17 protein-coding genes and 1 pseudogene are annotated in these 23,841 nt (G+C 62.6%); 12 read left to right on the top strand and 6 right to left on the bottom strand.

Annotated elements, in window-relative coordinates; genetic code table 11:
- Positions 1-898 precede the first annotated feature (898 nt).
- The 5 genes from PGC08_RS15105 to PGC08_RS15085 form a co-directional block, all read right to left on the bottom strand.
- The gene (locus PGC08_RS15105) at positions 899-2,413 is read right to left on the bottom strand and encodes a polysialyltransferase family glycosyltransferase (RefSeq protein WP_096161224.1); all 1,515 of its coding nucleotides are present in this window, start codon (positions 2,411-2,413) and stop codon (positions 899-901) included.
- On the bottom strand, positions 2,410-3,405 hold the full coding sequence (locus PGC08_RS15100) for a glycosyltransferase family 2 protein (protein WP_009883278.1): 996 nt from the start codon (positions 3,403-3,405) through the stop codon (positions 2,410-2,412). The genes PGC08_RS15105 and PGC08_RS15100 overlap by 4 nt, the downstream gene beginning before the upstream one ends.
- A gap of 94 nt (positions 3,406-3,499) precedes the next feature.
- Positions 3,500-4,387, bottom strand: coding sequence for an N-acetylneuraminate synthase family protein (locus tag PGC08_RS15095; protein WP_096161223.1), 888 nt, complete (start codon positions 4,385-4,387; stop codon positions 3,500-3,502).
- On the bottom strand, positions 4,384-5,754 hold the full coding sequence (locus PGC08_RS15090) for an acylneuraminate cytidylyltransferase (RefSeq protein WP_096145950.1): 1,371 nt from the start codon (positions 5,752-5,754) through the stop codon (positions 4,384-4,386). The genes PGC08_RS15095 and PGC08_RS15090 overlap by 4 nt, the downstream gene beginning before the upstream one ends.
- 131 nt (positions 5,755-5,885) lie before the next feature.
- Positions 5,886-7,835: a dolichyl-phosphate-mannose--protein mannosyltransferase gene (locus PGC08_RS15085; protein ID WP_271708795.1), complete on the bottom strand. Its 1,950-nt coding sequence runs from the start codon at positions 7,833-7,835 to the stop codon at positions 5,886-5,888.
- A gap of 139 nt (positions 7,836-7,974) precedes the next feature.
- On the opposite strand from PGC08_RS15085, the gene PGC08_RS15080 reads away from it, so the two are divergent.
- The 12 genes and pseudogenes from PGC08_RS15080 (at position 7,975) to PGC08_RS15025 (ending at position 21,289) form a co-directional block, all read left to right on the top strand.
- Complete coding sequence (locus tag PGC08_RS15080) at positions 7,975-8,607, top strand: DUF4190 domain-containing protein (RefSeq protein ID WP_122992689.1); 633 nt, start codon at positions 7,975-7,977, stop codon at positions 8,605-8,607.
- A gap of 210 nt (positions 8,608-8,817) precedes the next feature.
- Complete coding sequence (locus PGC08_RS15075) at positions 8,818-9,249, top strand: DUF4190 domain-containing protein (RefSeq protein ID WP_226829822.1); 432 nt, start codon at positions 8,818-8,820, stop codon at positions 9,247-9,249.
- An 88-nt stretch (positions 9,250-9,337) separates the two neighbouring features.
- Entirely contained in the window at positions 9,338-9,802 is a 465-nt protein-coding gene (locus PGC08_RS15070) for a DUF4190 domain-containing protein (protein WP_009883272.1), read from the top strand.
- Between the two features lie 104 nt (positions 9,803-9,906).
- Positions 9,907-10,782 (top strand): 16S rRNA (cytidine(1402)-2'-O)-methyltransferase, encoded by an 876-nt coding sequence (gene rsmI / locus PGC08_RS15065; RefSeq protein ID WP_226833724.1) that lies wholly within the window; start codon positions 9,907-9,909, stop codon positions 10,780-10,782.
- A 493-nt stretch (positions 10,783-11,275) separates the two neighbouring features.
- Positions 11,276-12,211, top strand: a complete 936-nt coding sequence (locus PGC08_RS15060) for a hypothetical protein (RefSeq protein WP_193078844.1) — start codon at positions 11,276-11,278, stop codon at positions 12,209-12,211.
- A 239-nt stretch (positions 12,212-12,450) separates the two neighbouring features.
- Positions 12,451-14,170, top strand: a pseudogene (gene metG / locus PGC08_RS19590) (methionine--tRNA ligase).
- Positions 14,170-15,090, top strand: a complete 921-nt coding sequence (locus PGC08_RS15050; RefSeq protein ID WP_271708794.1) for a TatD family hydrolase — start codon at positions 14,170-14,172, stop codon at positions 15,088-15,090. Before metG ends, PGC08_RS15050 begins: the two are co-directional and overlap by 1 nt.
- A gap of 306 nt (positions 15,091-15,396) precedes the next feature.
- Complete coding sequence (locus PGC08_RS15045) at positions 15,397-16,557, top strand: resuscitation-promoting factor (protein ID WP_226829820.1); 1,161 nt, start codon at positions 15,397-15,399, stop codon at positions 16,555-16,557.
- 379 nt (positions 16,558-16,936) lie between these two features.
- Positions 16,937-17,230 carry a co-chaperone GroES gene (gene groES / locus PGC08_RS15040; RefSeq protein WP_009883265.1) on the top strand — a complete coding sequence of 98 codons (294 nt, stop codon included), beginning with the start codon at positions 16,937-16,939 and terminating at the stop codon, positions 17,228-17,230.
- Between the two features lie 36 nt (positions 17,231-17,266).
- The gene (gene groL / locus PGC08_RS15035; RefSeq protein ID WP_009883264.1) at positions 17,267-18,859 is read left to right on the top strand and encodes a chaperonin GroEL; all 1,593 of its coding nucleotides are present in this window, start codon (positions 17,267-17,269) and stop codon (positions 18,857-18,859) included.
- 226 nt (positions 18,860-19,085) lie between these two features.
- Complete coding sequence (locus tag PGC08_RS15030) at positions 19,086-19,871, top strand: ABC transporter ATP-binding protein (protein ID WP_009883263.1); 786 nt, start codon at positions 19,086-19,088, stop codon at positions 19,869-19,871.
- Positions 19,868-21,289: an FtsX-like permease family protein gene (locus PGC08_RS15025; protein ID WP_271708793.1), complete on the top strand. Its 1,422-nt coding sequence runs from the start codon at positions 19,868-19,870 to the stop codon at positions 21,287-21,289. The genes PGC08_RS15030 and PGC08_RS15025 overlap by 4 nt, the downstream gene beginning before the upstream one ends.
- A 25-nt stretch (positions 21,290-21,314) precedes the next feature.
- Here the strand turns inward: PGC08_RS15025 and PGC08_RS15020 are convergent, their stop codons facing one another.
- Positions 21,315-23,828: a PEP/pyruvate-binding domain-containing protein gene (locus PGC08_RS15020; protein ID WP_271708792.1), complete on the bottom strand. Its 2,514-nt coding sequence runs from the start codon at positions 23,826-23,828 to the stop codon at positions 21,315-21,317.
- Positions 23,829-23,841 lie beyond the last annotated feature (13 nt).

Here is a 23,841-nt window from a genome sequence, read left to right as displayed (position 1 = left end):
GGTAAGGACCAGGCTGCGAAGGACTATTTCCGTCAGGCAGTCGGTGACGCCACCCACCCCGCCATCGTCGATGTCGGCTATTCGGGTTCTGCACAGCGCGGCATCTCCCTGGCTCTGGGGAAGAACATCGCAGGGTTCTACTTCACCACAATGGAGCACAACACGGAGCACGCAGCCATCAACGACCTCGAGGTCGCCGAGTTCACCACGGACCCGGTGTTCTTCCGCAGCGGTGGAATGCTCGAATACCTCATCACGCCACCCGGACTGGAATCGTGCACCGGATTCGACCCGGAGTCAGAGAACCCCGTGTTCGAAGAAACGGACCGGCCGGATCCGATCAGAGACGCCGTCCATCTGGGTGTGCGGCAGTGCATCGAAGACTTCTTCCGCATCTTCGATGGGCACACGGCCCAGCTCGTCATGCGTCCACGCCTGTCATCGCACATGTTGGCTGCGTTCATGAGCGATCCGAGTCGGGCAGACGCACAGTCCCTGGCGGGTGGGAAACACGAGGACACAGTGGGAGGCGACGCCGACGATGTGTTCGACTACTGGAAAGAGGGCCGCGGCGTGCTGCAGGCGAAACGTCCCGCTCCGTCTGGTGCTGACAATGAACGCAGGCACGAGGAACTGCGGAATCTCGAACAGCAGCTGCAGGACGCTCGGGCAGAGATCGCACAACTGAAATCGCAGACTGTAGCCACGGACGCTAAAGCGCTCGCCGCACGTGTCGGCCACGGACTCGAGTGGCGCGCACGACGGGTGCGAAAGAACCTCACCACCCGCAGGTGAACGAGACGCAGACGTACAGGTGAAAGCCTGGGGCGCCGAAAAGGGCCCCGTCATCCCAGAGGTATTGAACTGGGAGGACGGGGCCCTTCGTCGATGCGAGATCTTAGTGCTGCCGCCGGGACTTCGACCGGGTCGCGAGTCTCTTCTGCTGCCGACGTGCGGCGAGCACCGCAAGCGTGCCGGTCCTGCGGACGAGCTGCCGGGGCGCGAACCTATCGACGTTCCCTCCGGGAAGCCGCAGACTCGTCAGACGCTTCCGTTTGAAATAGCGTCGGAATCGGCCAGCTGCGGCCGCAGCGTCGTCTCCACCGAAGACCTGTTCGAGGAACGCCTCCGCCGAGCCTCTGAGGTCCCGCGACACATCTGGAGCCATGCAGTAGCTCACGGCCGCAACGAGCGAACTGAGCTCCTCGGCCGAAGAGTGCGACACCGGTGCGGAACCGTCGCACACCTCGGCGATGATGGTCAGTGGAATGCGGTTGCTGTTCTGATAAGGCGTGATGGCCTCGAGGAGCATGTCGGCGCCGACAGTGAGCGCTGGAACCTCGTAGATCTCTCGTGCAGTGGCCAACGCGGTGGAGAATCCTCCGACGATCAGGCCCGGGCGCAGACGATCGATGACCACCTCGGCGAGGATCGGGATGTCGAGGATGGAAAGCTCCACGCCCGCCTTCTCCGCGGCATCGAAGAGCGGCTCAAGCTGCGCAGGTGGTGCGGCAGGGTGAGGTTTGAAGACGACTCGGGAGAAGCCCCGGGCCGCAGCCTCATTGATCATCTCGACGTGAAGAGCCGTCTCCTCTTCGCCGGTGATGAGACCGAGCGCAGCGAGGTACTGGCCCACAGCGAAGGCCCAGGGCGAGTCCGGCAGATCATTGTCCAGCGCCTCATCAAGTTCCGATGCGGTTGCCTCGCCTACCTCACGGACGACGGCGCGGAATGCCTCCGGGGCGAGTGGGACGGGCACGATGCCGAACTCGGCGAGCAGACGCGGTTCGAGTCCCGGGACGAGCGGCAGATAGTGAAGTGTCGACATTCGCTGACCGTTGGCCAGCGGAATCTGGTTCCTCGTCGGGCCGTAGCTCATGAGCCCATCGGCGTGAACCCGAATGGTCGCCCTGGAGAACACGCGGCCGAGGGCGATCGCGGGGTTGACCTGCGGTGATTCAAGCACCAGCTCGATGCTGTCATCGCCGAGTCCCCATTTCTCACGCAAATGCGCCTCGACCATCGGCAGATCGTTGTGGGCCGGACTCCAGGACGACGGGTGCGCCGGGTGGACAGAAGCATTGAGATCGAGGACGCGGTCGAACCGGGCGAGAAGCCGATCGGCACCGGGAGTGGTCGCAAACGGTCGCGTGAGTTCGAGCACCGCGGCGTTGTTGCTCAGCAGCAGGATTCGCTCACGAGAGCCGGAACCGTTTCCGGAACCGTCGCCGGCTCCGCTGCTGTCTCCGGCTCTGCCACCGTCGGTGGAACCGCCGGTCAGCTCATCCGAGGATTCGACGCCGTCCGTGCCGAGCAGTGCCGGCGCTGCCGTCGTGTCGTAGACGCCGGAATCGATTCCCGCAGCAAGGCAGACCAGTTCGAAGAACGATGAGGCTAAGAAGATCTGCTTCATTTCATCATCTCCTTGATGTATGAGCTTGGGGCACCCAGGTAGGTGCTGATGTTGAGCTGGCGGCTCGGCTTCTGCTGCGCGAATTCCTCGACCAGCAGCCCTGCAGGGATCTGAGAGGACACGATCGACGCACCCTGTCGCAGCTTGATGCGCAGCGGCGCGGGAGAGGGGCCGAACCGGGTGATCTGGTGGTCGAGGATGGCCAGCCAGTTCCGGATCGCCTTCGGCCACCAGCGTTCGGGTTCGGCCTCATTTCGGATGAGTTGGAAGACCTGTGAGAATGCGCGGATGAAGTCGAGCTGTCGTTCGTCGAGGATCTGTGTCAGGGAACCGGCCACTCCGCGTCGATAGAGGATACCGGGGGAGTCGACGACGGCGAAGGACGCGGCTTGGAGGTGGAGTCGCCAGATCCAGGACCGATCCTCAGCGGTCATGAAATCCGCGGGGAAGTCGAGGATGCCCTGGTCGTAGAGGCGACGGTGGAACAGGCCCGCCCACGCATACGGATAGTCGACCATGGTTGAATCGTGAGCCGGGAGAATCCCGACTTTGGGGTCCAGCGCCCGGTCGCGGACGGCCATCGGGGCGCGTTTGAAGGAGCGCTTTGTGCCCTCGACCGTGGTGTGATCGCAGCGGATGAAGTCGACGTCGAGCCGGTGTGCGGCATCGAGTAACGTGGGCAGATGGTCCGGAGCCAACCAGTCGTCCCCGTCGAGGAAGGCGATGTGCTCACCGACCGCCGCTTTCAGTCCCTGGTTCCTTGCATTGGCAAGGCCTCCTGCTTCGGGGTTGGTGATGACGTCGAAATGCGGGAACTTCTCGCCGAACTCATCAAGCACCCGCGGGGTGTCATCTGTGGATCCGTCGTTGACGAAGATCAGCTGGCTGCGCTGCCAGATGTCGCCCTGCTGCAGGAGGCTGCCGAACATCGTCGGCAGGTAGGGTGCACCATTCTTCGCGGGGATGATGATGCTGAGGTCGGTTTTGGTCACTGAAATTCTCCGGGCTGGTCGGTCAGGTGGTCGCTGGCAGTAGAAAGCCACCTCGGCGTGGGGATATCCCCGCCGAGGTGGCTGTCGAGTCAGCTCAGACGCTGACCTTGCGCAGTGAGTCGATCTTCGACTCTTCGCCTGGCATGACGCGCTTCTCGCCGTCGCCGAAGGCGGTTTCGAGGACGCGCACGCCCTTGACGAGCGAGGCGAACTCGCGTGGTTCCATCGACGCGGACTGATCGGAGCCCCACATCGAGGAGTCGAGGGTGATGTGGCGTTCGATGGTCACGGCACCCAGCGCTGCGGCGGCGAAGGAGATCTCGAGGCCCAGTTCGTGGCCGGAGTAGCCCACGGGCACACCGTAACGCTCACGCATTGCCGGGATGGCCTTGAGGTTGACCTCTTCGGGAGGCAGCGGGTAGGTCGAGGTGGCGTGCATGAGGACCAGCTTGTCGCGGTCGAAGACCTCGACGGCCTTGTCCAGGGTGGCCCAGTCAGACATGCCCGAGGAGCACAGGACCGGCTTGCCGGTGGCGTCGATCGCACGGAGAAGTTCGAAGTCCGTCAGCGAGGCCGAGGCGACCTTGTATGTCACGGCGTCGAACTCGTTCTCGAGGAAGTCCACGGAGTCAGTGTCCCAGGGGGAGGCGAACCACTGCAGGCCGACTTCCTTGGCGTAGCGGTCGATCTCGGCGTATTCTTCCTGGCCGAACTCGACGCGCCACTTGTAGTCGAGGTAGGTCATCTCGCCCCACGGGGTGGAGCGCATCTTCGACTTCTGGTGTTCGGGCACAGCCACATCGGGGTTGCGCTTCTGGAACTTCACGGCCTGGGCACCTGCGGTGACGGCGGCATCCATGAGCTGCTTCGCGATTTCGACGTCGCCGTTGTGGTTGATGCCGATTTCGCCGATCATGTACACGGGCTGATTCGGGCCGACGAGGTGATCTCCGAAGGCCACGGGGGCGAGTTGATCAGTCATGAAACCTGCTTTCGATTGGTACGCAAACCTTCTGCGTGATTCGTGAGCAACGGCTGTTGCTGCGGGATGGATGGTTGCTTGTTGTGTGAGTCTGAGGCGAGAACCGATGTCAGTCCTCGCGTCGGGAGCTGCTGCGTGGCCTGGTCGGGGACGGGGATGAGGTCGCAGACTTCGCGAACCGCTCCCTTGCCGCCGGGCCGATCGAGGACCACACGAGCCGCTGCGAGCACCTTGGGGTGGGCGTCCGCGACTGCGATTGGCCAGCCGACGACGTCGAAGGCTTCGAGGTCGTTGATGTCGTTTCCGACGTAGGCCACTCGGGCCGCGTCGAGGCCCTGTTCTTCGATCCACGACGTCAGGACCTGCGCTTTATTGTCGATGCCCTGAGTGACATCCACGTGAAGTTTCTCTGCCCTGCGGGTGACAACTGGATTGCGTTCCTTCGACAGGATCATGACAGGCAGCCCTGACTTCACGAGGCGTGAGACTCCCATGCCGTCGCCGCGGTGGACGCGTACCTGTTCGTTGCCGTCCTCGTCGACGTAGGCGCCGTCGTCGGTGTGGACGCCGTCGAAGTCGGTGACGAGGGCGTCGACGTCGATGACCTGCGCGGTTTCCTGCGTCGAGGCGATCGCACGGACCAGTGACAGATCGGACATGTCGTCGATTTCGCGGGCGTGCTCGGGTGGGACCTCTTCGATCGTGACGCGACCGAAGAAGCGGTGTTCATTCTCGAGGAGGCCGTCGGTGCGCATGACGTAGAACGCGCCGGTCTCGTTGTAGTGCTTGGCCCGGTCCTGGCGGCGGGGGCGGAAGCTGGCTTCGTGCCCGACGGCAACGGCTGATTCGCCATCGTCGAGGCGCCACAGGAACGAATGATCCTCAACGGCGGAGAACACGACGTCGGCCTCACCATCACGGACAGCGGCGACCGCGTTGTCGATCGAGGCCGAGTCGATGAACGGGGACGTGCACTGCATGAAGACCGTGGTGTCGAATTCCTCGCCGAGGTTGGCCAGAGTGTAGATGAGTGCCGACTCACTGGTCGCGGAGTCACCGGCGATGTCTGCGGGACGGTGGGACACCTCGGCGCCGGCCCGGATTGCCTCCGCGGCGATGCCGTCATGGTCGGTCGAGACGACCACCCGGTCGATGCTCGGCGTTGATTTCGCCGCATTGATCGCGCGCGCAAGAAGCGAGACGCCGGCGACCTTCTGCAGGTTCTTCAGCGGGATTCCCTTGGATCCGCCGCGAGCGGGAATGATGGCCACGGCCCGATGCTGCCGTGCTGCGCTCTCATCATCAGCGGGCGCTGTGGCCACGCGATCGGTGGGCGCTGGGGGAGTCAGAGTCGATTGGTAATTCACAATGATTCGACGCTAGCGACGGCATGTGGCCCTGAGGTGAACGAGCAATGTCGCCGAGGCGACGGCTTCGTGGCGGGTGTGTGTCGAGGTGGTCTGTGGCGGGGTTTGTCACCCGTGGTGGGGCTGAGGCGCTAGCGCCAGGTGACGTTCCACATGCGGTTGTTCCACGCTTCGAACGGGATGACCTCGCCGGTGTAGACCGGCCAGAAGTAGGCGAAGGCCATGATTGCGGCCACGAGGATCAGCCCGACGGCCATGCGGCGTCCGAACAGCGGCCAGGGGATTCGAGTGCCACGGCCGGCGAAGAGGAGGCCACGTGGTTTGGGGGCGAAGGAGGGGACGGCGTCGGGAGTGGATGTCGCTGAGGTTGCGGTCGATGAAATAGCGGTCGCAGTCGCTGGCGTGGGCACCCGGCCCCATATGAGGGTGAGGCAGTAGGTGAACGCGAGGACGACGAAGGGCACCATGACGATTGTGTAGAAGGTGAAGATGGTGCGGTCCTGGTAGGTGAACCACGGCAGCCAGGTGGCGGCGAGTCCGGCCAGGATGACGCCGGCGCGGACGTCGCGGCGGATGATCCAGGCGACCAGAGCGACGAGGACGGCGATGGGTGCCAACCCCCAGATGACCGGATTGCCCACCGAGGTGATCGCCGAGGAGCAGTGCTCAACGGCGCAGCCCATGCTTCCCTGGTCGGGGGATTCGTAGTAGAAGGAGGTCGGCCGCCATTGCACGATCCACCCCCACGGATTCGACATATAGGGGTGTTCGGAGTCGAGGCCGACATGGAACGAGTACGCCGTGTAGTGATAGTGGGCCAGAGACGGCAGCCACAGCAGCCAGTCAGGCAGTGCGCTCCACCAGCCGCTGTTCTCGAACGCCCACTGCCGATCCCAGGCATCATCGGAGCGGATCCACCCGGTCCAGGTGACGATGTAGGTCAGCAGCGCCACCGGCACCAGTTTGAGAAATGCCGGAACGCTGTCGCGGATGAGCATCCCCAGCCAGGGGTGGACGACGCCTGCACGGTGACGCGAATGCACGTCCCAGGCGACGACGAGGATCCCGAACGCGGCGAGAGCATAGAGTCCCGACCACTTCACACCCATCGCCAGACCGAGGCTGATGCCCGCGGCGATGAGCCAGGGACGCACGCCGAGGTGGTGCCCGAAATTGATCAGATCCTTGCGTCTGGAAGGCTGAAGGTCACGTCCTCCGTCCGGGGGACTGGTCGAGGCCGCGTACCGGGCGAGCTTCTTGGTGACGAACTCTCGGTCGACGACGATGAATGCGAAGGCCAGGAGGATGAAGGCCATGAGGATGATGTCGAGCAGGCTCGTGCGCGAATGCACGAAGTGCTCGCCGTCGATGGAGAGCAGCCCGGCCGCGACACAGGCGAAGAACGCAGAGCGGAAGAGCTTCCAGGCGATGAAGCCCATGAGGAAGATCGTCAGTGTTCCCACGATAGCGACGGAGAAGCGCCATCCGAAGGAGTCATCGGCGCCGAAGAGGTGGATGCCTGCGCCGATGATCCATTTGCCCAACGGCGGGTGGACGACATATTCGGGGGTGGACTCGATGACGCTCGGGTCACCGGCATTGAACGAGTCGTCGGCATTCTCCGGCCAGGAACGTTCGTAGCCGTATTTGAAGACGGAGTAGCCGTCCTTGACGTAGTAGGTTTCGTCGAAGATCAGTCGGTGAGGGAAGTCGAGGTTGAAGAGCCGGAGGACTCCGCCGATCGCTGTGATGATCAGCAGGACCGGCCACATCCAGATCGGGGCCCGAGTCGCCCACATGCCGGCGGTGAAGGAGCGCCTACGGATGGCGGCAGCATTAGCGCGGATCGATTCGCGCCGGTCAGCACGACGTTCCCGGGCCATGAGAGTGGTGGGAGCCGAGGTGGTTGCAGGGGTTGTAGCAGGGGCTGCAGATGATGTGGGCATTGCAGGCGTTGCGGATGCTGCGGGGAAGTAGGCGCGGGGGCGTTCGGAGTCGGTGTGGGAGTCTACGGGGTCGGTGGACTCATCCGTGGGGTCGGTCGACCACCTCGGCGCCTGGGGATCTTCGGAATGAGTCATCGTCGTCAAGTTTAAGGTCCGAGAAGGCGCCAGCTCTCATCTGGTCCCCAGGGTGAGTCGTGTGCGCATTGTCCTTCGGCCACTGACCACGACTAAGGTAGTCCTCAACAGGCGGCAAACGAACGAAACGGTGAAGAGCGTGTCCTACAATCCGAACTATCGCCCGAGCGATCCACCACAGGTCGGATCCCAACAGTTCAACAACTCCTACGGGACGTCGCAGCCCGGGTACGGCTCAGGCCAGAATCAGGGGTACGGCTCGGGGCAGTATTCGAATCCGAACGCGTATCAGCAGAACCAATCCGGTCCTGCGGTGTACAACCAGCCGAACGATTACGGCCAGCCCGGCGCATACGGCTACAGCCAGCCGAATTCTTACAGTCAGCCCGGCGCATATGACTACAGTCAGCCGATGACCTACGGGGCGCCGATGATGGTGCGGCCAGCGGTGAATAGACTGTCTAGCTGGGCGATGTGGATGGGCATCATCGGACTCGGCGGCGGTTTCGTCTGCAGCTTCCTCTCCCTGATTCCTATCCTCGGCTACTTCTTCATGTTTTTGGCGATGTTCCTGTGGATCGCGCCCATCCTCGCTGTCATCTTCGGTCATGTGTCTCGTGGACAGATCAAGAAGTCCGGCGAAGATGGCCGAGGTCAGGCCACTGCGGGTCTGGTCATGGGCTATGTCGGCATCGGCTTGGGCCTGCTGGGACTCATCATCATCGTCGGCGTTGTGGGACTGGGAGTGTTCGCTGCAGCCATGGGCTACTGAGAGGTCGGCATAGACCGGTGAGCGACTGTCTTCGGACGGACCAGCTCACGAGGGTCCGTTTTCTGCCCTGACACCGGTGGTGCAGGACTGCAACACGTTCTGCTCTTCGCGGACTGTTCGGCTCGATAGCGTTGTATTCAGACGCAAGGGGAACATTCCTTCAGCAGGGATCATCCCGTGAGCAGCCACAGCAACAGGAGCGAACCAGGTATGTACACTCGGCAACTGCCCGCCAGCGGCGGCAACGCGGCATCAGCCCACTCGAACTACGGTGGCTACCCAGGCTATTCTGCTCAGCCGAATCCTGCCGCGTACGGGGCAAACCCGGGGTTCGTCGGCCCGGTGACGTACATCTATCAGCCGATTGCTCCCACCAACTCCGTCGCGATCGTCGGCATGGTGTTGGCACTTGCCGGGGTCATGACATCCTTTATCCCCGCTGGCATCGTCGGGATCATCATGGGTCACATCGCTCGCAAGCAGATACGCCAGCGGGGTGAGCGCGGAGACGCAATGGCACTGACAGCGCTCTGGGCTGGCTACCTCGGTACGGCGTTCTGGGTGATCGTCTGGGGCCTCTATATCGGATTCATGGTGCTTGCAATCATGGCGGGCGTCGCCGCCGAAGAAGCTACCTACTGAGCGAACTGAGACCCATCTGTGACAACCTCACCTTTTGTCGCGGAGTACGACTCGGTACCGTTGTAGGCATACGCAAGGAGATCGCGCCATGAGCAGTCAGAACAACTGGAACAATCCAGACATGTATTACCAGCAGCCGCAGTCAGGTCCCGCAGCGGGCAGCGGCTACAACAACGCCAATGCCAACTACGGCGCTGCGAGCTATAACCCGAACGCCGCTTATGGCGCCAACGCCCAGTACGCCGGTGGCGCACCCACCTATGTCTACCAGCCGCTTCCGCCCACGAACACGCTGGCGATCATTGGTCTCGTGGCCTCGATCTTCTGCTTTATGAGCAGCATCTTCCTCGCTGGCATCGCCGGAATCATCATGGGGCATATGGCCCGCAAGCAGATTCGGCAGTCAGGCGAACGCGGAGACGGATTGGCTGTCGCCGCACTGTGGGTCGGCTACATCAGCACCGCATGGTGGGTGCTGTTCTGGGTCGTCTACGTCGGCATCATGGTCCTTGTGTTCGGAGTCGCCATGGTCGGTGCAGGGTCATACAGTTGATGTCCGGGAGACCGGAAGACGCTGGAGACTTTGACGGCGCAGGTGACTTTGACGGAGTCGCTGATGAGGCGGACCCGTCTTCGGTTGCGCATGACGATGTGGATATGGCGCAGGACGACTTCGGCTCGACGGATTCCGATCCAGCCTCTGCCTCAGCCGGCGGCAAGCTCGTCCTGGTCGGCACTCCGATCGGCAACCTCGGCGATGCGAGCGAACGCATGCAGCGTGCCATCGCCACCGCCGATGTCATTGCAGCTGAGGACACTCGTCGTTTCCTGTCGCTGACGCAGCGATTGGAACTCACGCACACCAAGCGTGTCATCAGCGTCTTCGACCACAATGAGCAGTCTCGAGCTCCCGAGCTCGTCGAACTCATCCGCTCCGGTCAGACCGTTGTCCTACTGAGTGATGCGGGTATGCCTGCGGTCTCCGACCCCGGATACCGCGTCGTCAAGGCGTGTGCCGAGGCCGGACTTCCGATCACCTCCACACCGGGACCGTCTGCCGTTCTCATGGCGCTCGCAGTCTCTGGGCTGCCCAGCGACCGGTTCAGCTTCGAAGGTTTCCTGCCGCGCAAATCCGGGGCGCGCAAGACCCTGCTTGAGGAACTGCGCGGCGAGAAGCGGACCATGGTGTTCTTTGAAAGCCCCCACCGCATCGCCGACACCATGGACGATTTCCTCACCGTCATGGGACCAGACCGGCCCATGAGCATCAGCCGCGAGCTGACGAAGACCTATGAGGAGACTCTGCGCGGGACCGTATCTTCGCTGCGCGACCTCGCGGCCGACGGACTGCGCGGGGAGCTGACGCTCGTCCTCGCCGGAGCCACCGCGGTTGAGACCGCCCCGGAGGACCACCTCGACGCCGTCGGTGAACTCGTGGAGTCCGGCGTTCGTGCGAAAGATGCAGCAGGGCAGATCGCCAAGCAGTACGGACTGTCTAAGCGTGAGATCTACGAGGCCTGGCTGCACCGGTAGTAATGAGCCCCGGGGCAGTGGGCGCTTCGCCATGCGCCTGAGTCGAGCTGCTGCGCTGAGTTGGGCGTATGAGGGTGTGGATAGCACCGACGTCCCAGTTCTACAGTCGAAGTCAGGTTGAGTTGTTTGCAACCAACTCAACCTGACTTCAACTGTAGACATTCAGTCCTGGCTTGCTTGAAACTGCCAAGCTCACCTCGCAGATTCGTCGTTGTTCTGCCGCTCGGAGCGAATAACACAGCCGTGTGTGAGGCCCTGTGAAGGAGCAGATGACTTCGGCATAGGTGACCTGTGGGCGGCTGGTCTCCTTCCACAGGATACTTTTTCGGTCTGGTGGATATGAGACCGGTCAGTCGACGATGACGTGATGTACAACGTTGTCTATTTTCGAGACCTTAGAGCAGCCGGCGCGACGACGACTCTCATTCGGTCGTCGCTGGGCTGCTGTCTTCTTAAGCTCTGTCGTGGGGTGTACTCCGTGGTTCGGAGGTGTGTGAATCCTGGACACAGCGTCTTTTTGAATTTCGCGCAGAACGACGAGTGGATTCGCTATCACGAAGAGGGCACATACCTGGAGCGCTCGCAGCGGCCCAAGTATCTCGAACACCTCGATCGTCTCCGAGTTCTCAGCTATCCGTCCTATCGTCAAGGCGATGTGGTCTGGGGCGTATCGGCTGCGCGGCTACATAAACTCGGGATGTTCGGAATCGACACGGGACCGATATCTGTCATCAATGCCCGAGCAGGCTCAAGAAGCCGTGAGATCGTTCGTCTGCAACGGCGAATCACAGCAGAAGACGTGGAAATGCTAGACCAGATTGCGGTGACGAATCGAGCTAGAACTGCATTAGATCTCATCGGTGCACTGGGTCCGGTCACGGGATTTGCTGCCATGGAGCAAGTGCTTCGCGCTTCAATGCTCGGCAGCGATGAAGATGCAATCTTTCGAAGAGGTTATCCGCCAGACCTGCTGTCCCTCGTACCCGAGAAAGTCTCCGAGTTGTTCGACTCGGCGAGAGCTCGCATGGCCATGGGGCAGAAGAGGGCAATGACTCTATGCAGGTTGATCTCGCCATTGTCAGAGGGCTACGCGGAAAGCCGTACGTCGTTGAATCTGCATCTACTTGGGCTGCATGACTTTATCCAACAGTTCGATGTCAGAGACGGCCGCCGGATCTTGACTCGACTGGACTTCCTCTTCGAAGAGGCCAAAGTCGCGCTGTATGTTGACGGGACTCAGAAATATGTCGACGCGGGATTCGAACGGATGAACAAGGAGAGCCACCAGCACAACCGTCTGCTGTCCATGGGGTACGTAGTGGTTCGGTTCAAGTTCAACGAGATCCTGGACGTGGCGACGTTTTCGCGAAAACTGTTTGCTCAGGTCCCCGAACTGAAGAAGAGTTGTCAGAAGAAAACGGTTGTCTGAAGACGTTGGAGGCAGTGGCGTTGTCTCTGGGCACGAAACTCCTCAGGTGAAGTCAGACTGAGTAGGTTGCAACCTACTCAGTCTGACTTTGACTGTGGAAGGACCACGCTCACCCGTGCGCACCCCTCCTCGCACCCGCACTCCCACCCACACATCTACCTCCGCGCCCACCCCACACACCCACTCCCCTGCGGACCCCTGCGCGACGGCGGCTCGGCTTCCCTTAGACTGTGTGACCTATGGGTTATTACTTGACGACAGCTATCGCTTACCCCAATGGGGCCATCCACATCGGGCACGCATATGAGTACATTGCGGCCGATACGATCGCGCGGTTCAAGCGCCTCGACAACCACGAGGTGTTCTTCGCAACCGGCACCGATGAGCATGGTCTGAAGATGCTGCAGGCGGCGAACAAACTGGGCATTTCGCCCAAGGAGCTCGCCGACGACAACGCGAAGAACTTCCGCGACACGCAGCTCGCGCTCGGGTCCACGTTCGACCGGTTCATCCGCACCACCGATGAGGACCACTACGAGGCGTCCAAGGCGATCTGGCGCAAGCTCGAAGAGGCCGGTGACATCTACCTCGACACCTACGCCGGCTGGTACTCCGTCCGCGATGAGGCCTTCTACACCCAGGACGAGACTGAGGTCGTCGACGGTGTCCGTCTGTCGACTGAGACCCGCACCGAGGTGACTTGGACGGAAGAGGAGTCCTACTTCTTCCGTCTGTCCAATTACCAGGACAAGCTGCTCGAGCTGTACAAGAACCACCCCGAGTTCATCGGCCCCGATTCGCGTCGCAACGAGGTCGCCTCCTTCGTCGCCTCGGGCTTGAAGGACCTTTCGGTCTCGCGCACCACCTTCGACTGGGGTGTGCCGGTGCCCGGCAACGAGAAGCACGTGATGTACGTGTGGATCGACGCTCTGACCAACTACCTCACCGCCGCCGGATACCCCGATGACCAGGAACGCCTCGACAAGTGGTGGCCCGCCGACGTCCACATCATCGGCAAGGACATCATCCGCTTCCACAGCGTCTACTGGCCTGCGTTCCTCATGAGTGCCGGCATCGAGCTGCCCAAGCGCGTCCACGCCCACGGCTTCCTCTTCAACGCCGGTGAGAAGATGTCGAAGTCCGTCGGCAACGTCGTCGATCCCATCGACCTCGTCGACGCGTTCGGCCTCGACACCCTCCGCTTCTTCCTCTTCCGCGAGTTCTCCTACGGCAACGACGGGTCCTACACCAAGGACTCGATCATCACCCGCAAGAACTCCGACCTCGCCAACGAGTACGGCAACCTCGCCCAGCGCTCGCTGTCGATGATCGCGAAGAACTGTGACGCCCAGGTTCCCCAGCCCGGTGAGCTCACGACGACGATGAAGCCCTGTTGGCGTTGGCCCGCGCGTCCCCGACAACGCCCGTCGCCATGTCGACACCCAGGCTCTCCACCTCTACGTCGAGGCCTGCTGGAAGGTCCTCTCCGAGGCCAACCGCTACTTCTCCGCACAGGAGCCCTGGAAGCTGAAGAAGACCGATCCCGATCGCATGGCCACCGTGCTGTGGGTGACGATCGAGGTCGTACGCATCATCTCGATCCTCATCCAGCCCGTCATGCCCGAGTCCGCCGGCAAAATCCTCGACCTCCTCGGAGTCGAGGCGGGTGCCGGTGAGGCCGGTGCCAAAGTTCTGCCGACAGCGACAGCGACCGACAGCGGATCCGGCGCCGAGGCGATGGAGACGGTCACCGCGAACGCCGGCATCGGTGTCGCCGCCGGAGCAGCCTATGCCTCCGCTGGCCTGGCACCTTCGGTTGCCGAAACCACCGCGGGTGGAATCTCCGCCGCCGAGGTGGATCCCCGGTCGTTCGCCGCCATCGAGTATCCGCTCGAACCCGGCACACCGCTGCCTAAGCCCGAACCCGTGTTCCCCAAGTTCGTGGAGGAGACCGAATAATGGCCTCTCGCGCCGCCGGAACCTATCCTCCGGTGCCTGAGCCGCTTGCCCACCCGGTAGTCGACACCCACACACATCTCGATATCTGCACGGGTGTGCGACTGCCCTTGGGCGCTGGCGAACCCGAACCAGAGGTGCGTCCCGACGAGGACGAGGAGTTCCCGAGCCTCGACTTCTTCTTCGACACCGCGCAGTCGGCTGGAGTCCAGCGCATCGTGCAGATCGGCTGCGATCTGCCGGCAGCTCGCTGGACGACCGCGCTTGTCGCCGAGCAGTCCGAGCAGGGCCGTTCGTGGATGCTCGGCGGTGCGGCACTGCACCCGAACGAAGCGCCGAGGCTGGCCGAACGAGGCATGCTCGACGATGCGCTCACAGAGATCGAGTCGCTCGTGGCCTCCAACGATCGCATGCGCGTGGTGGGGGAGACAGGCCTCGACTACTTCCGCACCGGCGAAGACGGTGTCGCCGAACAGCAGCGCTCCTTCCGCGCCCACATCGAGATCGCCAAACGCACGGGCAAGGCCCTGCAGATCCACGACCGTGAGGCACACGCCGACGTGCTGCGCATCCTCAAGGAGGAAGGCGCTCCCGAGGTCACGATCTTCCACTGCTATTCCGGCGACGAGGCGATGGCCCGCGAGTGCGCGGAGGCCGGGTACTACATGTCGTTCGCCGGGAACCTCACGTTCAAGAACGCGGACGAGCTCCGCCGTGCGGCAGCCGCTGCCCCGCTGGATCGGCTGCTGACCGAGACAGACGCCCCATTCCTCACCCCGCATCCGCACCGTGGCAAACCGGGAGGCCCGTACCTGACCGCGGTTACGGCACGCATGCTCGCCGAGGCGCGGGGGATGAGCGAAGAGGAACTGTGCTCTGCGGTGTGGAAGAACGCGGAGACCGCGCTGGGAGGCTGGGACTGACCAGCCACCTCGGTGAGGGTGAGGATAACGCTCGATCAGCCACCTCGGCGGGTAAATGTCACGATTGTGACGAAGCCCGGAAACACGGGGGAAGTCCTGGTCAGAGCGCCAACTTCGGCACCCTCGCTGTTACATGTTCGTGATGTTTTGCGTATCTTGTAACGAATCGGTTACAGTAGATGAGTTGATGACCTCTGCCCCAGGGATATTTTTGTGATTGATTTTCTCAAGAACCGCAAAGTGCAAATTGCTGCACAGGCGGTTGTGATTACCGGACTCGTGGGTGGCACGGGTGCCGTGGTTACCATGAACAAGCCCGTGACCCTTGATGTCAACGGACAGTCCGAAGAAGTTCGGACCTTCGGCGGTACCGTGGGGGATGTCCTCGACAGCCGCGACCTCGACATCGAGAAGCGCGACCAGATCAAGCCAGGCGTAGACAAGAAGATCTCGCGGGATATGACGATCACCGTCAATACCGCGAAGGAAGTCTCACTGTCCGTCGACGGCAAGAAGAGCGATGAGACGACGCATGCGAACACCGTTGGTCAGGCATTGGCCGACCTCGGTGTGGACGCGAAGAATGCCGACCTCAGCGCCAAGCCGAATCAGAAGCTCAAAGATGAAGGCAACGAGATCGATGTGACGACCGCCAAGGATCTCACCATCGTTGCCGACGGCAAGGACCACAAGGTCTCGGCCGCAGCAGGCACCGCCAAGGAAGCCCTCGGCGAGACGAAGCTGAAGCTCGACAAGGATGACTTCCTCTCTGTTCCCCTCAGCTCCAAGGTCTCCGACGGCCAGGTTCTCACCGTGAACCGCGTGAAGAACGACACCGTCAAGGAGAAGCAGGCCATCGAGGCCAAGACCGAGACCAAGAAGTCTGACGACCTCTACGTCGGCGAAACCAAGGTCGAAGAAGAGGGCAAGGACGGCCAGAAGCAGGTCTCCTACAAGGTCAAGACCGTCAACGGCAATGAGGTGAAGAAGGAGAAGAAGGACGAGAAGGTCCTCTCCGAGCCCAAGGCCAAGGTTGTCATCCAGGGCACCAAGAAGAAGGAAGCCCCCGCTGAGAAGCCAGATGACTCCGACAACGGTTCGGACGCCGGAACAGGCGACGGCGGCTCCGACAACGGTTCGGGCGGCTCCGACGACGGTGACAACAGCACCGGCGGCGGTTCAGGCTCCGGCGGTGGCGGCGGCGACATGAGCACGCAGGAGATTAAGGACATGCTCGGCGGACCCGGATCCAAGTGGTACCAGGTTGCCAAGTGTGAGTCGGAGTTCAACCCGCGCGCAGTGAACAAGTCCAACAACGCCCACTTCGGTCTGTTCCAGTTCAAGATCGCCACATGGCAGTCCGTGGGCGGCAGCGGCAACCCGATCGATGCCAGCCCGCAGGAGCAGTTCGACCGTGCCAAGAAGCTGCAGGCAGCAGCCGGCTGGGGACAGTGGGCCTGCGCCTGATCACAGAGCGCAACCGCTGACCTGAAGCTAACGGCAACTGAGCTGACGCTATAGGCAACAAGCACCAAGTGCGGATCCGGGAATATCCCGGGTCCGCACTAGTGCATTCACCGCCAGCCTTTCGGCTCCCCGATAGGTGCATTGCGGGCGCCCTTCGAGCACCTTTCCTGGGGTTTCGCCCAGAGCGTGGACAATCCTTGGCACTCGAGTTGACCGAGTGCTAAGAGCGTTCTAAAGTCGAATTAGCACTAGCACTCAGTGAGTGCCAGTTTCATGAGACGGTCGAATCGCTCGGCACCCGCGACGACGAGAGATTCATGGCAGCAGCCGCCGTCTGACTCAAAGAAGAATTGAACCCAGCGAAGGGAGAGGGCCCGATATGTCGGTCTCCATCAAGCCACTCGAAGATCGGATTGTCATCCGTCAGGTCGAAGCAGAGCAGACTACCGCCAGTGGTCTGGTCATTCCCGAAACCGCCAAGGAAAAGCCTCAGGAAGGCGAAGTTGTCGCAGTGGGCCCAGGCCGCGTTGCTGACAATGGAAACCGCGTCCCAGTTGACGTGGCCATCGGCGACAAGGTCATCTACTCCAAGTTCGGCGGCACCGAAGTCAAGTACGCAGGAGAAGAGTTCCTCGTGCTCTCGGCTCGTGACGTGCTCGCCGTCATCGGCTGAATCCCCTGACCAACTACTTCACTGACAGGAGGACGAATGCCTAAGAATCTTGAATTCAACGACGAGGCTCGTCGTGCACTCGAAAAGGGTGTGAACATCCTCGCGGACACCGTCAAGGTGACGCTGGGACCCAAGGGCCGCAACGTTGTTCTCGACAAGAAGTGGGGCGCACCCACCATCACGAACGACGGTGTGACCATCGCTCGTGAGGTCGAGGTCGACGACCCATACGAAAACCTCGGCGCTCAGCTGGCCAAGGAAGTTGCCACCAAGACCAACGACATCGCCGGTGACGGAACCACCACCGCGACCGTCCTGGCACAGGCCTTCGTCAACGAAGGTCTGCGCAACGTCGCTGCCGGCGCCGCACCAGGTGCCCTCAAGCGCGGAATCGAAGCCGCCGTCGAGGCTGTCTCCACTGAGCTTGGAACCATCGCTCGCGATGTTCTCGACTCCTCGGAGATCGCACACGTCGCCGGTCTGTCCGCTCAGTCCGAAGAGATCGGCAAGCTCATTGCCGATGCCTTCGACAAGGTGGGCAAGGACGGCGTCATCACGATCGACGAATCCCAGGCCGCATCTGTGGAACTCGAAATCACCGAGGGAATGCAGTTCGACAAGGGTTACCTCTCGCCGCACTTCGTGACCGATGCTGATCGCCAGGAAGCTGTGCTCTCCGACGCGCTCATCCTCATCAACCAGGGCAAGATCTCCAACATCCAGGAGCTCCTCCCTGTGCTGGAGAAGGTGCAGCAGGCCGGAAAGCCTCTGTTCATCGTGGCCGAGGACATCGAAGGCGAAGCTCTGTCGACGCTAGTCGTCAACAAGCTGCGCGGCATCATCAACGTTGCCGCCGTCAAGGCTCCCGGCTTCGGCGACCGCCGCAAGGCGATCCTCGAAGACCTCGCCGTCCTCACCGGCGGCCAGGTCGTCACCGCTGATATGGGCATGAAGCTCGACCAGGTCACCCTGGAAGAGCTCGGCAACGCCCGCACCATCACCGTCACCAAGGACAACACCACCATCATCGATGGTGCTGGCTCCGACGAGGACGTCAATGGTCGGGTCGCCCAGATCCGCAGCGAGGTCGAGAACACCGACTCCGATTGGGACCGCGAGAAGCTGCAGGAGCGCTTGGCTAAGCTCTCCGGCGGAGTCGCAGTCATCAAGGTCGGCGCCGCCACCGAGGTGGAGCTCAAGGAACGCAAGCACCGCGTCGAAGACGCTGTGTCTGCTACCCGTGCAGCCATCGAAGAGGGCGTCGTCGCCGGCGGTGGATCGGCTCTGATCCACGCAGCCAAGGTTCTGGACGGAAACGACCTGAGCCTGACCGGCGACGCAGCCACCGGTGCTGACATCGTCAAGCGCGGAGTCGTTCAGCCGCTGCGCTGGATTGCTGCCAACGCTGGCCAGGACGGCTACGTCGTCGTGTCCAAGGTCAAGGAACTTGCTTCCGGCCAGGGATACAACGCCGCCACCGATTCCTATGGCGACCTCATCGGCGCCGGAATCATCGACCCGGTCAAGGTCACCCGCTCGGCACTGCGCAACGCCGCTTCAATCGCCGCACTGGTTCTCACCACTGAGACACTGGTCGTCGAGAAGAAGGAAGAAGAGGACGAGGACTGATCCTCATCTGATACCTGTGTGGCCCGGAACTTTGTTCCGGGCCACACGTGTATTCACCCGCTGTGTATTCGCCCGCCGAGGTTGTTCGCCGTGTCGTCGCCCCCGTGCCGTCGTCCCAGTGCTGTACAGGCGGCTCACACCTACTGATCAGTCAGATCCTATGTTCCTCGCCGCCAAGGGTCGTTAGTCTGGACAAGACAGTTTGACGCAACAATGTAGGGACCCTATGACGACCGCCTCACCGATGCCCATCGCTCAACTTCGTGATGTTTCGAAGATCTTTGATCCGAACGGGGCAGCGCTGGTCGCTCTCAACCAGGTCTCTCTCGATATCGCTCCCGCACGTCTGACGGCCGTGATGGGTCCTTCGGGGTCGGGCAAATCCACCCTCATGCACATCCTCGCCGGACTCGACCGGCCGAGCTCGGGGACTGTGCACATCGGCGAACGTGAGATCACCGCATTGCGTGAGGATGAGCTCACCGCCCTGCGTCGGCGGCGGATCGGCTTCGTGTTCCAGGCGTTCAACCTGGTGCCGACCCTCACCGTCAGGGAGAACATCGTGCTGCCCTTCGAACTCGATGATCGCAAGCCCAATGCCGATGAGCGCGCCTGGATCTCCAGCATCGTCAAGCGCCTCGGCCTCGACGGGCGGCTGAAGCATAGGCCCAGCGAGATCTCGGGCGGACAGCAGCAGCGCACGGCCATCGCCCGTGCCTTGGCCACCCGACCGGATATCCTCTTCGCCGACGAACCGACCGGCAACCTCGATGGACGGTCGGGCCGCGAGGTCATGGCCATCATGTCCGAGGCCGTGCGCGAGCTCGGCCAGTCGATCGTGCTCGTGACGCATGATCCGATCGTGGCCGCCTATGCCGACCGCGTCGTGTTCATTGCCGACGGTACGCCCGTCTCAGAGCTCAACGACTCGATCAGCGCCGAGGTGATTGCACAGAAGATGCTCGACCTCGACGCGCAGGCCGAGGCTGTCGAGGCTGGAGGGCGCCGATGAACCCGATGCGGGAGATCCGGACCAACCCGCGCCAGTTCGCACCCAGCTTCCTCGTCGTCTTCATCGCCGCACTCTTCGGCACAGTCATCATGCAGGGCATCGAGATTCTCACGGCCTGGATGTCATCGGCGAAGATCGTCTCCGAGTCCGACACAGCGCAGGGCCTGCTCACAACGGTGGGGCTGGTCTTCTTCGTCATCGCACTGTTCGTCTCGAGCATCGTCATCGCGAATACGTTCTCCATCATCATCGCCGGTCGCAGCCGTCAACTGGCACTGCTGCGGCTCATCGGAGCTTCCTCCCGACGGCTGCGTCGGGCCGCCTCGGTGGAGGGACTGCTCGTTTCGATACCCAGTGCCATCGCCGCGTTCCTCGTTTCCACCGCACTTGCGAAGGCAACGACGGCCTACCTCGGCGAACAGATCACCGTGGAACCCGAACTGCTCAGTCCGATGATGTTCCTCCCCGGCGCGGCGACCATCGTCGTGACTTGGTTCTCCGCGTATCTGGGCGCCCAACGCATCAGCGGCATCTCGCCGATCGAGGCCACCTCTCAGGCTGTCGAGCGTCGCCCCGAGGACGCGCGCGCTTCGATGGGAGCCTTGGCAGGTGCACTCATCCTGCTGTCCATGGGGATCACCCTCCTCATCAGCGGCGTCGTCGGTGCCAGCGGGAACACGGTGAGTGTCCTGGGCGTGCTTCTCGTTGCCGTCGGTGCCGCACTGACCTTCGTCGGCGTCATCGTCGGCAACCCGTGGATTCTTCCGCCGCTGCAGACACTGACCGGGTGGCTGCTCGGCCGAACGGCAACCGCGCGTCTGGCTGCGTCGACGATCGCTCGCCATCCCACCCGCAATGCGCGCACGGTGATCGGACTCGTCATCGGCATCACGCTCATCGTCATGTTCGCCACGGCCATGACGACCTTCAGAGACCAGCTCCTCGACTACGCCGAATCGCTCGGCGACGACGGGTGGGGCGGCTTCGAGGATGTGCTGAAGACCATCATCGATCAGACGATGATGTTCTTCCTCGGCATGGTCCTCTTCTCCGTCATCATCGCCGTCATCGGAGTCGCGAACGCACTCACCCTCTCCGTGCGACAGCGCACTCAGGAGATCGGTCTGCTCATGGCCCTCGGCCAGACGCCACGACGGGTGCGACGCATGATCGTCGCCGAGGGGATGCAGCTGAGCGTGACCGCCTGCCTGGTCGCGGTGCCACTCGGCATCGCTTTCGGTTGGATCGGTGCCCTGGTGCTGCTGTCACCGCTGACTGGATTCTTCGCTCCGTCCGTGCCCTGGTGGGTGATCATCTCCGTCATCGCCGGTTCACTTCTGGCCGTGCTCGCCGCCAGCCGTGCCCCGGCACGCGCGGCCACGTCGATCAGTCCCGTGGACGCTCTTCAGGCGGTATGAGCCCTGGCCCTCGCCGAGGTGGGTCTCAGTCCGGTGTCACCGTGCCGTTGCTGCCGTTGACGCTCACAGTCTGGCCCGAGGTGAAGCAGCTGGTGGCGTCTCGGACGGCCATGACTGCGGGCAGGCCGAGTTCACGAGCTGTGACCGCGCCGTGGGAGAGTGCTCCGCCGCTTTCTGTGATGACGCCGCTGGCCTGGTAGAACAGAGCCGTCCACGCCGGATTTGTGGTCCGGGCGACGAGGATCGCCCCGTCCGGGAAGGATGAGAAGTCCTCGGGGCTGTGGACGACGAAGACCTCACCTGTGACCTCGCCGGGACTGCCGGCGGTTCCCTTGATGAAGTCACCGTCCGTGTCATCGCCGACCTCGGGAGCACGACCATGCTCCCATTCGGGAGTCCGTGAGACCGCTTCCTGATACCCGGCCTTGTTCTTCTCCGCGATCGCAGGTAGGCCAGCCAGAGCCTCGGCGGGGGAGTGCTGCCCGTCGGCACCACGGATCGCTGCGTTGAGGGGCTCATAGTTGATGAAGTAGACGTCCATGGGGTCGGTGAGGACACCTTGGTCGACGAGCCGGCGACCAAGTTCGCGCAGGGCTCGGCGCATCGGCAGCGTCAGGCGTGTGGTCTGGTAGTGCTCCAGGTCATCGAGCGCCGTGTACGCCCGTGCCAGACGGATGACCTCCTGGACCAGATAGCGCAGCTTCTCCGGGGCGGCATTGATCACGGCCCGCTCGGTCTCGGACTGCAGGACCTTGCGTTCCAAGTCGGAGTCTGCGGACGCGTTCGTCGCCCGATCGGCCAGCAGGCGGACCTGATCGAGGACGATGTGCGGGGCCTCGACCCAGGTCGGATGGTAGGCGTCGAAGTCGAGTTCACGGTGGCCGTGTTTGGCGAGGAAGGTCGCGAATTCCTCGAAGAAGGCGGGGAAACCATCGAGAACCGCCAGTCCCTCTTCTCCGGTGTGGCTGCGCAGCGTCGAGACCAGCTCGGGATTGCTGCGCACCGTGCGTGAAAGCTCCCAGAGCTCGGCGTTGACCTGCGAGGTCTTCGTCTCTGTCGATGCCAGCAGCCGTTCGAATACGACTTGCGCAGTCTCCTTGTCCAACGCCATCTCGAGCATGTGCGAGAGCGCTCCGTAGAGGGTCTGCTGCGTCAGGGAGATCGCGATATTGGGGCGGAAGTATTCCGTGCCGAGGTCGCTGATGGCGATCACGTGATCCCACACCTCGGCCAGTGACTTCTCCTCCAAAGGTTCATGCGAGAGCTTGCCGATGCCCATGAGGTACGTGTCGAGATCTCGCATCCACCGCACCGGCAGCTCCTGCACCCAGCCGAACTGAGAAGCGATCTCCGGCAGAGATTCGGTGATGGTCTCGACGCTGGAGAGCATCTTCGTCGGCAGTCTCCCGGCGTAGAGGTCGACGGCCGTCTGGTTGCCGTAGATGTAGAAGTCGCGCATCACGAACCATTTGTCGTCAAAGGGCGGCAGGCCCATGAGGTCGAAGCTGTGGTTGAGTGAGTAGTGGAACCCTGCCTCGACGAGATCCCAGGTCAGAGGCGTCACAGGAGTGGGGAATCGTTCAGCGGATTCGTCCCGGGTCCACCGAGGTGCGACGCGAGTGATCGGTCGCGACTGCAGGAGGAAGAGGTCATCACCGCTGAAGGCCCATTCGATGTCCTGCGGGAAACCGAAATGGTCCTCCGCGCGGACGGAGAGTTCGGCCACCGCTCGAGCCTGTTCAGCAGTCAGCGCCGGACGAGTCTGCTGATCCTCGCCGAGGTGGACCTCCCTCGTGCGCGCATCGCCGTGCCCATCCATGACGAGTGCCTTGGGTTTGTCCGCGATCTCTGCTGCGACCTGGGTGCCGTCGGCGCGAGCGATGCGGAATTCGTCGACTGGTTCCTCGCCGCCGACGACGGTCTCGCCGAGACCGAACGCCGCATTGATGAGGACCTCGTCCGTGTTGCCGCGCACCGGATCGACGGAGAACGCGACCCCGGCAGCCTCCTCGGCGCCGACTGCGACCATGAGCTGGACGACGACGGCCATCTTCGCCTCCAGCTGGTCAACCCCGAGCTGCTGGCGGTAACGGAAGGCGTGCGGGTTCCATAGTGAGGCATAGCAGTCGCGCACCGCCTCGGCGATGGCGTGCGTTCCGCGAACACCGAGGTAGGTGTCGTGCTGACCGGCGAAGGCTGCCCCGGGCAGATCCTCCATGGTCCCCGAGGAGCGCACCGCCACGGCCTCATCTCTCAGGCCAGCAGTCTGAGCCGCCGCCTCGAAGTCGGCGAGCCAGGAATCGGGGATCGGGGTGCTGCGGATGAGCTCACCGATCGCCTCGGCCGGGTGCTCTGTGTCCATGAGCTCGGTGATCTGTGACTGCAGGGGTATGACGAACTGAGTGTAGGCCTCGGCGGTGACGATGAAGCCGCCGGGAACGGGCAGATTCTGCGCGGACTTCGCGAGGCTGGCGCCCTTGCCGCCGCTGGTCGCCAGTTCTGTGGCGAGAGGATCGGTGAAGCCGAGGGTGAGTGTCACGAGTGCTCCTTGA

Source organism: Brevibacterium sp. BDJS002 (assembly GCF_028201555.1).
GTDB lineage: Bacteria > Actinomycetota > Actinomycetes > Actinomycetales > Brevibacteriaceae > Brevibacterium > Brevibacterium aurantiacum.
The sequence above is the reverse complement of the archived record's forward strand: the minus strand, read 5'-3'. Positions and strand labels throughout refer to the sequence as shown.

Bases quoted from the DNA above. Each gene is read 5' to 3' on its own strand.
- groL (WP_009883264.1), top strand. From the start codon at position 17,267: ATGCCTAAGAATCTTGAATTCAACGACGAGGCTCGTCGTGCACTCGAA.
- PGC08_RS15045 (WP_226829820.1), top strand. From the start codon at position 15,397: ATGAACAAGCCCGTGACCCTTGATGTCAACGGACAGTCCGAAGAAGTT.
- groES (WP_009883265.1), top strand. From the start codon at position 16,937: ATGTCGGTCTCCATCAAGCCACTCGAAGATCGGATTGTCATCCGTCAG.
- PGC08_RS15025 (WP_271708793.1), top strand. From the start codon at position 19,868: ATGAACCCGATGCGGGAGATCCGGACCAACCCGCGCCAGTTCGCACCC.
- PGC08_RS15085 (WP_271708795.1), bottom strand. From the start codon at position 7,835: ATGACTCATTCCGAAGATCCCCAGGCGCCGAGGTGGTCGACCGACCCC.
- PGC08_RS15050 (WP_271708794.1), top strand. From the start codon at position 14,170: ATGGCCTCTCGCGCCGCCGGAACCTATCCTCCGGTGCCTGAGCCGCTT.
- PGC08_RS15075 (WP_226829822.1), top strand. From the start codon at position 8,818: ATGTACACTCGGCAACTGCCCGCCAGCGGCGGCAACGCGGCATCAGCC.
- rsmI (WP_226833724.1), top strand. From the start codon at position 9,907: ATGGCGCAGGACGACTTCGGCTCGACGGATTCCGATCCAGCCTCTGCC.
- PGC08_RS15070 (WP_009883272.1), top strand. From the start codon at position 9,338: ATGAGCAGTCAGAACAACTGGAACAATCCAGACATGTATTACCAGCAG.
- PGC08_RS15105 (WP_096161224.1), bottom strand. From the start codon at position 2,413: ATGAAGCAGATCTTCTTAGCCTCATCGTTCTTCGAACTGGTCTGCCTT.
- PGC08_RS15030 (WP_009883263.1), top strand. From the start codon at position 19,086: ATGACGACCGCCTCACCGATGCCCATCGCTCAACTTCGTGATGTTTCG.
- PGC08_RS15095 (WP_096161223.1), bottom strand. From the start codon at position 4,387: ATGACTGATCAACTCGCCCCCGTGGCCTTCGGAGATCACCTCGTCGGC.